This window comes from uncultured Arcanobacterium sp. (assembly GCF_947253055.1).
Lineage (GTDB): Bacteria > Actinomycetota > Actinomycetes > Actinomycetales > Actinomycetaceae > Arcanobacterium_A.
Window position 1 is genome coordinate 1 of sequence record NZ_CAMXYE010000031.1, and the last position, 15,468, is coordinate 15,468.

Genomic DNA, 15,468 nt, shown 5'->3' on the forward strand with positions numbered 1-15,468 from the left:
CACCCATAAGGTTTCGTCGGCAGCGTCAGATGTGTATAAGAGACAGCTCTAGGCGGTGCTCCCGGCGGGATTCGAACCCGCACGCTTTATGGGCGCTGCATTTTGAGTGCAGTGTGTCTACCAGTTCCACCACAGGAGCGCACGTTTCCAAAGGAAACGCATAAATCTTATAAGGAGAAAGCTCTACTTTTCAAGCTCCAACCAAGGTTATCTATCACATTGGCAGGAGTTTTACAGTTTGAAGGTCTCCCCTATCTTATGGATACGAATAGTATTGGTAGAACCGCTGCTCCCCGGAGGCATACCGCAGATGATTACCACTCTATCGCCAATCACTGCCATATCGCGCTTCCGCAGTACTCTATCTACCTGATCTACCATATCGTCGGTATTCTTTACCGGCGGTACCAGCATCGACTGTACTCCCCATGAAAGTGCCAATTGCCGGCGAATTTCCCGATGCGGAGTAAATACCAGCAGTGGAATCCGGGCACGCAGGCGAGACATACGCCGTGCTGTCTGCCCAGATGAAGTAAATACTGCCAAGTATTTAACGCCGAGTGCTTCGCCCACATCTAAAGCAGATTTAGTGAGAACGCCGTTCCGCGTGCGGTGTAAATTACCGAGCTTCGGAATGCTCTCCAAAGCTTTATCTTCCGTAAATTCAATAATGGACGCCATCGTTTCTACGCAGCGTACTGGGTACTTACCTACCGAAGTCTCTCCGGAAAGCATGACCGCATCGGCACCGTCTAAAATAGCATTCGCGCAGTCGGAAGTTTCCGCTCTAGTCGGAGTGGGGGCACTTATCATGGACTCTAATACCTGCGTAGCCACTATTACCGGCTTCGCGTGTCGGCGTGCCAAAGCAATTGCTCGCTTCTGCACGATTGGCACTTGCTCGAGCGGCAGCTCGACGCCTAAATCACCTCGCGCAATCATAAAGCCATCGAATACATCAATCAGCTCTTCGAGGACTTCCACTGCTTGCGGTTTTTCGATTTTTGCGATTACCGGCCGCGTGCACCCGACTTTATCCATTATTTCGTGCACATCTTGCACATCCCGGGCAGAGCGCACAAAAGAAAGCGCCACTAAATCACAGCCGTACTCTAAGCCCCATTCCAAATCGATTCGATCTTTTTCCGAAAGGGCCGGTACCGAAACGGCAACTCCCGGCAAATTTACTCCTTTATGATCGGAAACTGGACCGCCGATAAGAATCTCCGTCTTCACTTCGGTATCGGTGACCTCTAATACCCGCGCCTGTACTTTTCCATCGTCAATGAGAATTTTATCGCCCGGAGTGCAATCCTCAGGCAGGCCTTTATGGGTAGTGGAGACTAACTCCGCATTACCGGCCACATCCGCAGTGGTAATGGTAAAGATATCTCCGGGATTAAGCATTACCGGCCCATCGGCGAATGTGCCGAGCCGAATCTTTGGCCCTTGTAAATCTAGCAACACCGCAACCGGCGTATCTAACTCTTCAGCTGCTTCCCGCACCCAGTCGATATTCTGTTCGTGCTCAGCATGAACGCCATGTGAGGCGTTAATACGCGCCACGTTCATCCCAGCTTTTACTAACTCAACTATTTTTTCTTTCGAAGCAGTAGCTGGCCCTAATGTACATACAATTTTTGCTCTACGCATACATCCATCTTAGCTGATATTGATAAAATATCTCTCTTCAAACACTATAAGTTATCTCGCATCCGCAGTTGGTTGTGCCTTCGGCAGATAAATATCATCTATTTGCGGATTTTGCCGGCGGTACTGGCGCAAAAAGAGGAATAGGGAAAACGAGCCGAGGAAAATAATTAAAGACGTCCAGACGTTTAGCCGCAACCCCCCAACTATTTCTGCCTGATCAATACGGAGCATCTCTATCCAAAGCCGCCCCAGCGTGTAATACATACCGTAAGCAGCAGCGAGCATACCGCTATTTAAGTGGAAGCGTTTTTCTAGACGCACTAGCAAAAAAGCTCCTAAGAAACACCACAGCGCTTCATAGAGAAAAGTGGGGTGAAAGAGCGTGCCGGGCGGATATCCCCCACTAATTTTTTCCGGAGCTATTTCCAAACCCCACGGCAGATTAGTAGGTCTTCCATAGAGCTCTTGATTGAAATAATTACCAAAACGCCCAATAGCCTGCCCGATCAGTAAAGTAGGGGCGATAGCGTCCGCAGCCGGAGCAAAACGCAATCCACGCTGATGTAAGGCGATAAAGATGCCCAAGGCTCCGCCCGCTACTCCGCCCCAAATTCCGAGGCCACCTTCCCATATACGCAGAGCTTTCCAGATATCACCCTGTGCACCAAAATAAGGCTGCGGAGTGGTGAATACGTGATAAAGACGCGCACCTAAAATTCCGCAAATCACTCCCCAGATGGCCACATCGGCCAGCGTATCTACTGGACCACCCTTGGCGCGATAACGTTTATCGCTCCAAATATAGGCGAATATAATTCCGGTAATAATTGCCAAAGCATAGGCCCGCACCGGTAGAGGTCCCAAATACCAGACCCCTACTGATGGAGATGGAATAGATAATATTTGCATACTACTCACCTTATTTATAACTATCTCGCAGCTTATATACTAGGAAATTTTTGCTGCCGCTAATACTGGTAATTCTCCACCTGCTTGAAAACAACTCCGCGTGCCCGTATGGCAAGCCGCACCCTTTTGCCGTACCTGCAATAGCAGCGCATCGCCGTCACAATCTACTTCTACGCGCACTACTTCTTGAACATGCCCCGAAGTATCACCTTTTCGCCAATACTCCTGGCGCGAACGCGACCAATACCAGACTCTTCCCGTGCGGAGCGTGCGCGCTAGCGCAGTTTCGTCCATCCATGCCACCATAAGGACTTCTCCGTTTAGATAATCTTGCGCTACCGCACATATTAAACCGGATGCATCCCAGCGCAAACGCCGATAAATATCAGCCGCGAGTTTATCCTCTGCCACTATATCTTTATTGGCCATAGCTCTTGCCACACCCGCAGCTGCAGCCATATCCTTACTGCTCACAGCCGCAGCTTTATTCTCCACCTGCGCACTTTCCTTACTCATAACCGCACCTCGATTCCGGCAGCCGCCAAAGCCTGCTTCACCTCGTTAATAGAGAGAGTTCCAAAGTGGAATACGGAAGCTGCTAATACGGCATCAGCACCGGCTTGCACAGCAGCTACAAAATCTTCTGCCTTACCCGCTCCGCCGGAAGCGATAATTGGCACCCCGACTACCTGCCGCATCGCCTCAATCATCTCTAAATCAAATCCGGCTGTAGTGCCGTCGCCATCCATAGAATTGAGGAGGATTTCTCCCGCTCCTAAAGCTACGGCCTTTTCCGCCCAGGCCAGTGCATCTATACCCGTGCCTTGCTTTCCTCCATGCGTAGTGACCTCATATCCAGAAGCCGTCTGCAAAGCTGGAGCCCGGCGCGCATCTACGGAAAGAGTGATGACTTGATTTCCGAAAGTTTCTGCCACTTCTTTTAACAACTCCGGACGACGAATAGCGGCCGTATTAATCCCCACCTTATCGGCGCCGGCAGCCAGTAAACGCTGCACATCAGCCACTGAACGCACACCTCCGCCCACGGTACAAGGGATAAACACCTGCGCGCTGACGTCTTCCACCAATTTTTGGGTAGTCGCGCGATCTTCCACCGAAGCGGCGATATCTAGAATGGTAATCTCATCGGCGCCTTGCTCACTGTAAAGCTTTGCTAACTCCACCGGATCGCCGGCATCGCGTAAATTGCGAAAATTTACTCCTTTTACTACCCGGCCTTTTGCCACATCTAGGCAGGGTATTACTCTCACTGCTACGCCCATAATATTTTCCTTCTGTTAAATTCTCCCACGATTTTTACCGGCACCGAAAATTATTTTTTCGCCGACGCTGCCTCTCTATCTGCCACTTCTGCCAATATATCTACCACCATATAGATATCTTTATCTCCGCGGCTCTGCGCCGCGGGAATTGTGAGCAGAATTCGCGATCCTACCCGCTCATTTATAAGTCCGCTCTGCAGCCCCGTAAACAATTTTTCTAATTCCAAATAGGCGGGGGCAGGATTTTCCCAGGTATTTTCCAGCACTTTTCCCTGTGCATCGGTGCGCACATAATTAGCATATATCCGCGATTTTTTATTCAGCTGCACTCCCGATCCCGCTTTTAGCACTGCCGTCCGAAATGTGTGGGCATCTCCCCCTTGTAGATGTGGCACACCTGCCGCATCCTCCGTAACTGTAGGAAGCCCTGCTGCGCCGGAATTTTTATTCTCGCCGGCAATGTGCAGCGGCAAAATATCGATTATTACTATTTCCGCCTTGTTTTCATTTTCCGGCACTTCGACGATTTCTATACGGCTACCAATTTTTCGCTCAATTATTGCTGGCGCTACTTTCCCGAGACTTTCCGCCTCCGCCACTCCCGCATAGATTCGGCTGTACTCGTTCTCAACCAAGCGATACCCATTTTTATATATGAACGACGTCGCTTGAAAAAGTACCTGCCCGCCAGCCTTTATTTTCTCGCCCTTTCCTTCTTTAAGCACCCGAATTCCCTTATCGGCAATACGCGGAGTGCCAGTAACCTGCAGAAATACCGGTTCCCCAATTTCTCCATAGGCACCAATACGTAAATCCACTGGACCTGGGCCTGTAAACCAGTGCGTAAATCCGGGCAATAGACCAATTAATAACCCTATTCCTAAAGCCAGTAAGGCTAAGCGTCTTGGCATTATTTCTCCAACCGAGCCAAAAGTAGCTCTACCCGTCTATCGGTAGCTACAAAAGGATCATCTAACTCTATGCTATGGACGCCGGTGCCGTCCACCAACTGCAGCGTGGACCAATCTGCTAAATAAGTGGCACGTGCCGCCTGCGCCGCCTTGATGAAATCTCCGCGCAATTTTGCCCGGGTAGTGCGCGGAGGCAGTGATTGAGCTGCACTAATTTCTGCTGGATCGAGCAAAACCCGCAAAATCCCGTTTTCTTCTAGGGAATCGCGCAGACCTTTTTCGGTAATATCGTGCCAAGCTAATTCCAGACGGGCTAAACGCATATCTCCGTAGTCTAAAGAAAATTTTTCCTGATAGCGGCGGAAAAAACGCCGTTTTGCTACCCAATCTATTTCGGTGGCAATTGCAGATAAATTATCTGCTTCCAAAGCAGTTAAAGCTCGCCTCCACAGTTGGAAAGCATATTGCCGCAGGGGCGATTGCACCTCCCATCCCCACTTTTCATAGTGGGATTCTACCCACTGATAAAAAACGATTTGTAAATCTAGCGCAGAAATACTTTTCCCGTTTGCCAAAGGCACCAATGCTTGCCAATCCCGCGAAATTGCCCGCAAAGCAGCCAAGGGATCTTCTAAAGTGTATTCCGGTAGTTTCTCTCCCGTCTCCAGTATTCCCAGCACTGCTTCCGTCATACAGATTTTCAAAACAGTAGTGGCATCACCAATATTCGAATCCCCTACTATCACGTGGAGTCTGCGGAACCGCTCTGGATCTCCGTGCGGTTCATCGCGCGTATTTATAAGTGGACGAGAATTAGTAGTAGCAGCGGATATTGAATCTGATATATAACGCGCCCGCTGGGAAATTTCAAAATGTGCGGCCTCCTCTGCAGTAGCGGGCATAATATAGCCCGCTCCCACTAGTAACTGCCGCGATACGAAAAAAGGAATCAATGATTCCACCCGCGCCCGATAGTCACGCCGCCGGCGCACTAGGTAATTTTCATGGCAGCCAAAAGAATGCCCGGCACTATCTACATTATTCTTAAAAAGATGAATCTGCCCCGCCTGCTTTGCCCGTAATTCGTTATTAGCTTGCGCTGCTAAATCCCGCAATATCGCATCTCCGGCGCGGTCATTTGCCAGTAAATCAGCGGGGTCATCGCATTCGGCACTGGCATACTCGGGATGGGTGCCTACATCTAAGTAAAGTCGACTTCCATTCGGTAGATACACATTGGCAGTGTGCATTTTTTCCACCAAAGGAGCGAAGAGCAACTGCGCTGCCGCTTCCGGCAACAGCGCGGAACCGCGCCCGTCTAGCCGCGGGCAAGTTATGCCATATTCATTTTCAATACCGAAAATTCTTTTTTCCGGCTGCACCACTTATTCCCCACCTTTTTGCACGAAACCTTGTACGAAAGCTGCCGCGTCTTCTTCCAGTATTTCTCCAATATCGCTCAGCAACATATCCAGGTTTTCATCGACTTTTTCCCCGGCCGCAATTGAGTTATTAGCCGCGTCTTGCGCATTCGCCGCATTGCTAGCATTACCCGCATTTAACTCGCTAACGAAATTACCTACTTTATCTACTGCATCATTTTCCATTATTTTCTCTGTTTCTTTCCCGGGCTACTACCACTATTTAACTCTACTTTTTCTCCACCGAGCCCACAATTATGCGCCGGGCTCTTGCTTACTATAGAGCTGGAAAAACTCCGCTATTGACGAACTATTTTCTATCCAACTACGATATTTCGCTAAATTTTTTGGTTGTGGATCCAAAAGCGGAATTCGCACTAGCTGCGGACTCTCCGGAATATCTAAAATTATTCCTCCCCAGCCGGCCGCTGTCACCCCAGTGGGAAATTTCTTAATTAAATTTCCCCGCACATATGCGCGGGTCTGAGATGGAGGATTGGCGGCTGCCCACTGCACTTCTGCGTCACTAAAAAGCTGTTTCACCCGCCCGGCCTGGCGTAATTTCTGCACCACTGATTTTTCCGGCCGTAAATCGTGCCACTGTAAATCTAGTGCCCGCAATTTTTCTCCCAGATCACTCTGCCCATATTTATGCTGCCACGACTGCAACAGTTGGTATTTCGCTATCCACTCCACCTGCGTAGCTAAAGAAAAAATATCGGTGCGCAAGCCTTCCAGAGTCTGCTGCCAAAGGTCGATTATTTCTAAAGTTTCGCTATCTTTATTACCATTCTTTTCTATTTCCCCTCGCACGGCTTCCAGATACATCTCTTGAATATCCACTGCCGTTTTCGCAGTCCCGTCTTGCATTTCCAAAGGCGCCCGCAGGGAAAGATCATGCGATATTTGCCAAGTAGCAGCTACTGGATCGGCTAAAGCCGCCGCTTCTAAGGAAAGCGGGATATTTCCACTTTCTAATAAGCTGAGCACGAGCGAAGTAGTGCCAACTTTCAAAAATGTGGAAATATCGAATTGGTTAGCATCGCCGTTTATTAAATGCAGACGGCGATAATTAGCCGGTGCATGTGGTTCATCGCGGCTATTTATCAGTGGACGATTAAAAGTGGTTTCGAGCCCCACATCATTTTCGATGTAGTCAGCGCGCTGTGCTATCTGAAAGGCATTAGCCTGCTCTGATTTTTGCCCGATCCCCAACCTGCCACTGCCGCAGAAAATTTGCCGCGTAGCTAAGAAAGGAGTCAGATAACGCACGATAGTGGCGAAATCTACCTGGCGTGAGAGCAAATAATTTTCATGCGCGCCATAGGAAGCGCCTTTCCCGTCGACATTATTTTTATAGAGCACATACTGCTTGCCTTGCTCCGCCAATTTTTGCATAGCACGCTGTGCAATTATCTCTCCAGCTCGATCCCAGAGCACGGCCGCGCGCGGGCTAGCAGCTTCCGGAGCGGAGTATTCCGGATGAGCATGGTCTACATAAAATCGAGCCCCGTTTGCTAATACCGTATTCGCCACTCGGGAAAGACGCAGCTCTTCTGGGCGCGGGCGCGGCAAAAATGCCATTTCTGCCGCCGCCGAGGTGCCGTACTTGGCACCGGAATCGGTGAGCTGTGTGGGGTGGGCAGCCGCACGCTCTAGATGAAAACCGCGGGCGTCTTGGAGCGGATCTTCGCCGCTATAATCCCAGTTACTTGCGCTTTTATCCGCTGCCGCCCCAAATTCAGCTAGTGAATTAACTACTTCGGTGCTGAGCACTATCGGATTTGCGGATTTCTGCTCCGCATCTAGAATTCCAAACTCCGTCTCTAAACCAATTACTCGGGCTGCTTCGATGGACATCTTTTCTCCTTTTGCTCCCGCCGCAGTTGCGCTTCTAATTTCTCCATATTTTCGCCAGGGTGAGAAAGACCGCTTTCCTCTTGGTCTGCCCGCCGCGCCACCGCTCGCCGGATTTTCCGAATCCGCTTCCCGTTCTTAAAATCTCGATCTAATTCTGCTTCCCAATCACTATCTGCTCCGCAAAATGGAAGAACAGCTGCCGATAATTGCTCCGAATTAAAAAGTTGCCCAGCGGATTCGTTAGCCAATCGCCGCGCCGTTAATAAAAATCCCGTATGTGCCACCATCGAATGTACGGGGCGAATGGAAAGTCCTTCTACGTGCCAGGGGCGGAGCAGTATTTCAAATGACGTAGGATCCGTAAATTCCCCAGATATGCGCAGCTCTTCGGTGAGGCGTGAAAGCTGCGGAATAGTGGTTACGTAGGCTAAAAATACTCCTCCGGGCACTAACACCCGTGCCGCCGCGGCGATATTTTCCCACGGAGCGAGCATATCGAGCACTACTCTATCTATCTGTGCTGGAGGAAGATCTGCCAATACTTCCGCCAAGTCTCCTATTTTTATTTCCCACGGTAAATTCGCGCTGCCGTACCATGACTCCACATTGGCGCGGGCGATATCGGCATATTCGGGGCGGCGTTCTACCGAAGTTAAATGCCCTTCTTTACCCACAGCGGCCAAAAGCGAGATAGCTAGCGCTCCTGAGCCTAAACCGGCTTCTACCACCTGTGCACCTGGGAAAATATCTGCGTAGTGCACAATTTGCCCAGCATCTTTCGGATATATCACGGTGGCGCCACGCGGCATCGAAAGTACATAATCCGAAATGAGCGGGCGGAATGCCAGCAGTTTATGCCCCGTTGCGGTGGTGAGCAGAGTGCCCTCCTCTTTCCCAATCAAATCGCGATGATAAAAGCTTCCCCGCCGAGATTGAAAATACCCATCGGCAGTCAAGGTAATGGTATAGCGACGATTTTTACTGTCAGTCAGCTGCACGCGCTCACCGGCTCGAAAGGGCCCGCGCCGCCGCGCTTTTTGTTCTTGTGGATAGTCCTGCACACTCCACATTCTACGGGCTGGAGGAAAGTTCCCCAAAAGGCGTAGTACGGTAGAGTTATGAACTCAACTCATGCCGCACTCTCCCCCTCCCGCATAAACGAATTTCAGCAATGTCCTTTTAAGTTTCGCCTGCGCACAATCGACAAAATAGCTGAAATACCTTCCCGAGAAGCACTTCGCGGCACTCTTGTACATTCCGTTTTAGAAAACCTCTTTCTCTTGCCAGCTGCAGAGCGAAGCGAAGAACAAGCCCAAGAGATGTTGATTCCGCGCTGGGAAGCACACCTAGAAAAGCACCCGGAATCTCTCGAAATTTTTCCTACCGCTGCGGAGATTGCACCCTGGCTCGAATCGGCGCGCCCCTTGCTGAAAAATTATTTTGACTTAGAAAATCCCCAGTATTTAGAGCCAGCCCAGCGCGAGATGTTCATAAATGCTTATCTACCTTCCGGATTGGCAATTCGCGGCATAATTGATCGTTTAGATAAAAATACGGCGGGAGATATTCGAATTGTGGATTATAAAACGGGGAAATCACCCAAACCGCAGTTTCAAGAAGACGCCATATTTCAGCTTTTATTTTATGCGGCAGCACTCTATTTTCGCGATGGTAAATTGCCGCTACGCGCGCAGCTGCTCTATTTGAAAAATAGCCGTATTCTCAGTTACGATCCGGTGGAAGCGGATATTGATTTATTTTGCCGGCAAGTGGATTCAGTATGGAAAAATATCTTGCACAGCTTAGAAGAACGCTATTTCGCTCCGCGTACCAGTCAGCTGTGTAACTGGTGTAGTTTTCAAAAATTCTGTCCGGCTTTTGGCGCAAGCACCCCGCCCTGGAATGAAGAAGGGGCCGCGCAGCTGCTTACGGTACAAAGAGCAGATTCTTAATACGGGCTTCGCTCGCATCGCACCGCATCGCACCGCATCGCACCGCATCGCACCGCATCACATCGCACCGCATCTCATACCGGCAATGCATTAAAGCACGCATAGTGTATTAGCGTATTAATGTATTAAAAGCGTATTAGTGTATCAGCGCTAGGGTATTAAATCCGCAAACTCTTGCCGCAGAAAATCGGCATCTACTTCTTGAAGAGACTTTAAGAAACGCACTCCCGGCAGACGCGGCAATTCCACCATAAAGGGCACCGCAAAGGTGCGCGCCCCCGATTGAAAAGCGGCATATAGCCCCGGCACAGAATCTTCAAAGGCTAAACAATGGTGAATATCTACTCCCAGTAAGTGTGCCGCTTCTAAATAGGGATCTGGCTGTGGTTTCCCGCGAATGGGCATATCTCCGCTCACTATTACTTCTAGGCTGCCTTGCGGAGCCCGGCGCAGAGCGTGCCGCGCAAAACTGTGGTAGGAAGAGGTGACGAGAGCAGAAGGAATCCCCATTTCTACCAAGCAAGTCAATAGTTCAAAAGCTCCCGGCCGCCACGGTAGTCCTTCTTCTGCTGCTATTTGCGCCACTAGCTTTGTCAATTCAGTTTCGTATTCCGCAGGCGTCATATCGATTCCGGTGTATTCCACGATTTGCCGCGCCGCTTCGGGAAGCGATTTGCCGATACTTATTTTCGCTTCTTCCAGCTGCAGCTCATAGCCAGCCCGCACACAAACTTTCTGCTCCGCTTCCCACCAAATTTTTTCAGTATCAGTGAGGGTGCCATCCATATCGAAGAGCACCGCACCAGAAAAATTACTAGCAGTTTTCATAGCGCAATCCCTAAAAGATTATCTATTGTGGCAATAAAAAGCTGCCGCGCCGCCCTAGATTCCCAGCTAGCTACAGCAGCAATATAGTTATCTACCAGCCTGAGGGCGCGCGGAGTATCTAAATCATTTGCAAGGTGAGTGCGCATCTCCTCTAAAAACTCCCGCACTGATTTTTCTGTGCCTATCGCTGCTTCCATACCCGCTCGCGATTGCTCGGTGCGCAGCGCGGCAGGCTTTACCGAATTTTCTGTTTTTGCAGTTGCCGGCGAAAATTCTGAGGGCGTTTCTACAGGAGCTTGCACAGCCCGCTGCCAATTTCGCAAGCGCATCGTAGCTACTTGCAATACTGCATCGTCATATTCCCAATCTTCGCGATAGTGATGTTGAATAATAGCTAAACGAACTGCCCGCGGATCTGCTCCCCCGGCCACTAATTTAGAAACCAGCACTAAATTACCTAGCGATTTAGACATTTTTTGCCCTTGATAGGCCACTAGCCCGCTGTGCATATGGATACCGACCGGTGCCGCATCGCCGCTTAGTGCGCGTAAATGAGCTTCACTCATCTCGTGGTGCGGGAAAATTAGATCAGCTCCCCCGCCTTGCACATCCACTCTGCCCAGTAACTTGTGGGCTATTACGGCGCATTCAATATGCCAACCCGGGCGCCAACCACCGTCACGCAAATCGATAGGAGAATAATCTGCTCCGCGCACTCCCCGCCAGAGCAGCGGATCGAGAATATCTCGTTTCCCGGGGCGGGTAGAATCTCCGCCGTGCGCATCAAATACAGCTGCTAAATCCATATGCGAAAAAATTGGCGCTGCCGCAAAATGGCTATCTCCGGTTAAAGAGATATAAATATCAGTACTGCCGTTGGCGTTCGGCAATTCATAAGCATTTTCTTGGTGGCGAAACTTCTCCACCTGCTCCATTAAATCCGGAAGCGCTTCGGAAACCGATACCCAATCCTGCGGGGGAATCACGGATAATTTTTCCATATCTTCACGGAAAAGTTGCGTCTGCGCGGCGGCAAGGTCTTTCCAATAGACCCCGGTAACCGCGGCGCGCTCAAAAAGCGGATCATCTATATCGGTAAGATTTTGCGCATAGCGCAGCACCCGCCCGGAATCCCGCCAAGTGCGAGCGAGAATATCGAAAAATACGTAGGTATTGGCGTGCCCCAGATGTGTAGCATCGTAAGGGGTGATTCCACATACCCAAAGGCGCAGATCCGAAAAAGAATGACGGCGCAGCTCCCCGGTATTGGTATCGCGTAAATAAAGCGGCGGCGGCGTGCCGGGTAATTTCTCTAGTTTTGGCTCAGCCCAAGTACGCATTTAATACATCTCCAATATGCCGCTGCCCAGCATAATTACTACGGTAGCTGCGAGAGCTAAACGATATATTACGAAAGGCATATACGATTTTGTCTCCACTAACCGCAAGAACCAGACTATAACTGCGAATCCCACCGCAAAAGCAGTTAGCGTGGCTACTAGGGTGGGAAGAGCTCCCACTTGCGGGCCAGTGCCGTCGTCACTAAAAAGTCGATAAAATCCGGAAGCTAAGATAGCGGGGATAGCCAGGAAAAAAGAAATACGCGCGGCGGTACTGCGGGTATAGCCGAGGAGTAAACCGGCAGTGATAGTGCCTCCCGAACGCGAAACACCGGGGATGAGCGCCAAAGACTGCGCGAAGCCGAGAATTAAACCGTGCTTTATCGGCATATCACTTAATTGCTGCTGTTTTTTTCCCCAGCGATCTGCCCAGCCGAGCAAGATAGCAAAAAGTGCCAACATAAAGGCCGTCACATAGAGGTTACGGAATACCGAATCAATGGCATCTTCCAGCGCCAATCCTAATACCGCAATCGGAATAGAACCCACTATTACTATCCAACCCAAGCGCACATACTGATCACTTTGCGGAAGTCGTTTTGCGGCCGGCACCAGCGGTAAAGCCCGAAACCAATTGCTGATGATACGCCGAATATCTTTCCAAAAATAGATGAGCACAGCTGTTTCCGTGCCTATTTGGGTGACGGCGGTAAAAGTCACGCCCGGATCGCCTAAGTTTGGAAATAGCTCTCCGACGATGCGTAAATGTGCCGAAGAGGATATAGGCAGAAACTCCGTCAATCCTTGCACGATACCTAAAATTATGGCTTCAAATATTCCCACGCCCTCAGCTTAGCTATATTTTTTCGCCAGAGTTGAGCTAAGCTCGGAGGTGTGAAGCACACCAAGATTGGAAATTCTGGATTACAGGTAGGAAATCTCGGAATCGGCACTCTCAACTGGGGGCGCGATACAGAACCAGCTGATGCCGCCCATATTCTCGCCGCCTTGCTCAATGCAGGAGGTAATCTGCTAGATATCTCCCCAGATTACGGAGAAGGAGATGCCGAAGCAGTAGTAGGCGCTCTGCTGAACAAGGCTTTTTCCCGTACCGATTTGATATTGTGTGGGCAAATTTCCGCTAACAAAAAAGGCACCGAGTTGCGCGGAGGGCGCAGTCATCTCTACCGTTCCCTGCATGGAACACTGCGCACCCTAAAAACTGACTACCTAGATTTATTGCTCGTGCCCGAACCAGATCCACAAATGCCGGCTGCCGAGATGCTCAGCACCCTTGCTAATTTTGTAGAACAAGGAAAAGTGCGCTATCTGGGATTTAGCCGGCAAAGCGCCTGGAAGAGTGCGCAATTCCGGCAGATTATGGAGGATTTGCACTTGCCTCTCCCCACTGCGCTCGCTTTTCCGTATTCGCTTTTAGAGCGAAGAACTGAGCTAGATAATTTTCCTATGGCGCAAGCACTCGGATTAGGAATGATTGCTTTTTCCCCGCTCGCAGCCGGAGTCTTGACTGGTAAATATCGCAATACTATTCCGCCCACTTCACGGGCGGCCACTAAACATCTCTACGCCATGGTGGCTCCCTATCTAGAAGAGACTCCTCGCCGCATCACCGAAGCAGTGGCCAAAGCCGCCGACGGGCTCGGGCGCACTCCCACCGATGTGGCTTTAGCTTGGGCACTACAAAATGGCGTGGCTTGTGCAATTTGCGGGCCGCGTACTGCCAACCAAGCTGATCAACTTTTCACTACCGAAATAGAAGAGCTTCCTCTGCAGGTATTTAATGTGCTAAACGACGTATCACGCCCATATATTGCCTATCCATCCCTTTAGATATTTTTACAGCTAGCACGCGCGTTGCATAGTCAGCGCGCGAAACCAAAAGCGCAAATCAAAGGCGAATTAAAAAGAAATTAAAGGCGTATTAAATTAGCTAACTAAATTGCTGCGCTAAACTGCGCCAATCAATCAGTTTCTTTAATCGTCGTCCTCGTCGTCATCGGCGTAGTCATAATCATCGTAGTCATCTTCTTCGCCGTAATCTTCATCGTCATCGTCTTCATCATCGTCATCGGCGTCGGAAAAATCGTACTCGTCGTCGTCATCATCGTCATCGTCATGCGCATAGAAATCAAAAGCGTCATTGCCTTCGTAATCGTCATCGTCGTCATCATCATCGGCGTAGGTATCGAAAGGCATCTCTACCCCATATTGGGTGAAAATCGCATCGTCATAGACGGTGTAGGCATCCACTAAATGATCGGTAGCGCGCAATACCGCCGGTGCTTCCGCATCGGAAAATTCCAATACCGAACTATGAAATTCTTCTAGCGCATTTACCAAGCGAGTATACGCAGTTTGCAAATCTACAGCCATAACTCCAGAGTAGTCCAGTTTGCGTGTAGTTTTCAAAGAATAACTAAAGATATTAACGTTTTTTATAAATTACGGATTTTTTATTGCGCCGCGGCTCCCTAGAGAAGAAAATTATTGCCACCGCACCGCCTCCCAGAAAAATAACTATCGGCATTTTTTCCGCTATTTGCTTACGAATTTCCCCGATTTTTCCACTGTCGCCATTGCAAGAATTACTGAGAATATCGAGCAAAGCCTCTCTGTCTGCAGGCGCTAACGTGAAACCACGCGAATTATATTTTTCCAATACTGCCACTATCTCTAGCGCATATTCACAATGAAAATCCCGATTTTCCGGGAGCCACTGCGCCGGCCCCGCTGCCGATTTTTCTTTATTAGCTGCGCCAGATACTGCCCGTAAATTCACCGGATCATTAGCAAATTCTTGCAGTAAATTTTTCTCTCCTTTTTGCGCTAATTCCCAGCCACCGTGCACATAAGCATAGGCAAGCGGAATAATATGATCAATTTGCACTTGCGCAGAACTCTGCGCACCACGGCGAAATTCTATTTCCTTTCCGGTGTAGGGATCACGCAGTTTGCCGCTGTATACCGTGGCATCTGGGCAAGAAAACACTCCCTCGCCTTTTCCAGCTACTCGATCCTGCCTCCCCGCCCGCGGAGAAAAATCTATATTTTCTAGGTCGCGAGCTAGTATATCGTTGCGGGTGTCGCAGCCGTTGCCATCGATATCTAACCACGGCTCCCCGAAAATAGCGCGCCGGTTACCGCTATATCCCACTCCTCCATGTGGATCGGGATTATCCGCGCTCAACTGGGTGCGTAAAAAATTCTGCGCAGCAGCCACTCGTTCTGCTTGAGCAGTAGGTGCTGTCTCTTATACACATCTCCGAGCCCACGAGACCGTTATTCTAATC

16 protein-coding genes and 1 tRNA gene are annotated in these 15,468 nt (G+C 49.8%); 2 read left to right on the forward strand and 15 right to left on the reverse strand.

Features of this window, described 5'->3' with window-relative positions; all coding sequences use genetic code 11:
- Window positions 1–56: 56 nt before the first annotated feature.
- From Q0X35_RS03195 to Q0X35_RS03240, 10 genes are all read right to left on the reverse strand, one after another.
- Window positions 57–139, reverse strand: a tRNA-Leu gene (locus Q0X35_RS03195).
- Between the two features lie 92 nt (window positions 140–231).
- Window positions 232–1,653 (reverse strand): pyruvate kinase, encoded by a 1,422-nt coding sequence (gene pyk, locus Q0X35_RS03200; RefSeq protein ID WP_297565344.1) that lies wholly within the window; start codon window positions 1,651–1,653, stop codon window positions 232–234.
- Window positions 1,654–1,704: 51 nt separating this feature from the next.
- The gene (lgt, locus tag Q0X35_RS03205) at window positions 1,705–2,562 is read right to left on the reverse strand and encodes a prolipoprotein diacylglyceryl transferase (protein ID WP_297565347.1); all 858 of its coding nucleotides are present in this window, start codon (window positions 2,560–2,562) and stop codon (window positions 1,705–1,707) included.
- A 39-nt stretch (window positions 2,563–2,601) separates the two neighbouring features.
- Window positions 2,602–2,991, reverse strand: coding sequence for a phosphoribosyl-AMP cyclohydrolase (gene hisI / locus Q0X35_RS03210; protein ID WP_297565384.1), 390 nt, complete (start codon window positions 2,989–2,991; stop codon window positions 2,602–2,604).
- An 83-nt stretch (window positions 2,992–3,074) separates the two neighbouring features.
- Entirely contained in the window at window positions 3,075–3,845 is a 771-nt protein-coding gene (gene hisF, locus Q0X35_RS03215) for an imidazole glycerol phosphate synthase subunit HisF (protein WP_297565349.1), read from the reverse strand.
- Window positions 3,846–3,895: 50 nt separating this feature from the next.
- Window positions 3,896–4,756 (reverse strand): FKBP-type peptidyl-prolyl cis-trans isomerase, encoded by an 861-nt coding sequence (locus Q0X35_RS03220; RefSeq protein WP_297565351.1) that lies wholly within the window; start codon window positions 4,754–4,756, stop codon window positions 3,896–3,898.
- The gene (locus tag Q0X35_RS03225) at window positions 4,756–6,141 is read right to left on the reverse strand and encodes a proteasome accessory factor PafA2 family protein (RefSeq protein ID WP_297565354.1); all 1,386 of its coding nucleotides are present in this window, start codon (window positions 6,139–6,141) and stop codon (window positions 4,756–4,758) included. The genes Q0X35_RS03220 and Q0X35_RS03225 overlap by 1 nt, the downstream gene beginning before the upstream one ends.
- Window positions 6,142–6,363, reverse strand: coding sequence for a ubiquitin-like protein Pup (locus tag Q0X35_RS03230; protein ID WP_297565356.1), 222 nt, complete (start codon window positions 6,361–6,363; stop codon window positions 6,142–6,144). It lies immediately after the preceding gene.
- Between the two features lie 69 nt (window positions 6,364–6,432).
- On the reverse strand, window positions 6,433–8,037 hold the full coding sequence (gene dop, locus Q0X35_RS03235; protein WP_297565359.1) for a depupylase/deamidase Dop: 1,605 nt from the start codon (window positions 8,035–8,037) through the stop codon (window positions 6,433–6,435).
- The gene (locus Q0X35_RS03240) at window positions 8,013–9,098 is read right to left on the reverse strand and encodes a tRNA (adenine-N1)-methyltransferase (RefSeq protein ID WP_297565362.1); all 1,086 of its coding nucleotides are present in this window, start codon (window positions 9,096–9,098) and stop codon (window positions 8,013–8,015) included. The genes dop and Q0X35_RS03240 overlap by 25 nt, the downstream gene beginning before the upstream one ends.
- Before the next feature lie 57 nt (window positions 9,099–9,155).
- Here Q0X35_RS03240 and Q0X35_RS03245 point away from each other — a divergent pair, with 57 nt between their 5' ends.
- On the forward strand, window positions 9,156–9,989 hold the full coding sequence (locus Q0X35_RS03245) for a PD-(D/E)XK nuclease family protein (RefSeq protein ID WP_297565365.1): 834 nt from the start codon (window positions 9,156–9,158) through the stop codon (window positions 9,987–9,989).
- A 150-nt stretch (window positions 9,990–10,139) separates the two neighbouring features.
- Here Q0X35_RS03245 and Q0X35_RS03250 read toward each other — a convergent pair whose 3' ends face one another.
- The 3 genes from Q0X35_RS03250 to Q0X35_RS03260 are packed head-to-tail and all read right to left on the reverse strand — an operon-like array spanning window position 10,140 to window position 13,000.
- Entirely contained in the window at window positions 10,140–10,817 is a 678-nt protein-coding gene (locus Q0X35_RS03250) for an HAD family phosphatase (RefSeq protein ID WP_297565367.1), read from the reverse strand.
- Window positions 10,814–12,157 carry a hypothetical protein gene (locus tag Q0X35_RS03255; protein ID WP_297565369.1) on the reverse strand — a complete coding sequence of 448 codons (1,344 nt, stop codon included), beginning with the start codon at window positions 12,155–12,157 and terminating at the stop codon, window positions 10,814–10,816. Before Q0X35_RS03255 ends, Q0X35_RS03250 begins: the two co-directional genes overlap by 4 nt.
- Window positions 12,158–13,000: an undecaprenyl-diphosphate phosphatase gene (locus Q0X35_RS03260; protein WP_297565372.1), complete on the reverse strand. Its 843-nt coding sequence runs from the start codon at window positions 12,998–13,000 to the stop codon at window positions 12,158–12,160.
- Between the two features lie 51 nt (window positions 13,001–13,051).
- Here Q0X35_RS03260 and Q0X35_RS03265 point away from each other — a divergent pair, with 51 nt between their 5' ends.
- A complete protein-coding gene (locus tag Q0X35_RS03265; protein ID WP_297565374.1) occupies window positions 13,052–14,008 on the forward strand; it encodes an aldo/keto reductase in 957 nt (318 codons plus the stop codon).
- A 144-nt stretch (window positions 14,009–14,152) separates the two neighbouring features.
- On the opposite strand, the gene Q0X35_RS03270 is transcribed toward Q0X35_RS03265, so the two are convergent.
- Both Q0X35_RS03270 and Q0X35_RS03275 read right to left on the reverse strand, forming a co-directional pair.
- A complete protein-coding gene (locus tag Q0X35_RS03270) occupies window positions 14,153–14,551 on the reverse strand; it encodes a hypothetical protein (protein WP_297565377.1) in 399 nt (132 codons plus the stop codon).
- A 52-nt stretch (window positions 14,552–14,603) separates the two neighbouring features.
- Window positions 14,604–15,398, reverse strand: coding sequence for an HNH endonuclease family protein (locus tag Q0X35_RS03275; RefSeq protein ID WP_297565380.1), 795 nt, complete (start codon window positions 15,396–15,398; stop codon window positions 14,604–14,606).
- Window positions 15,399–15,468 lie beyond the last annotated feature (70 nt).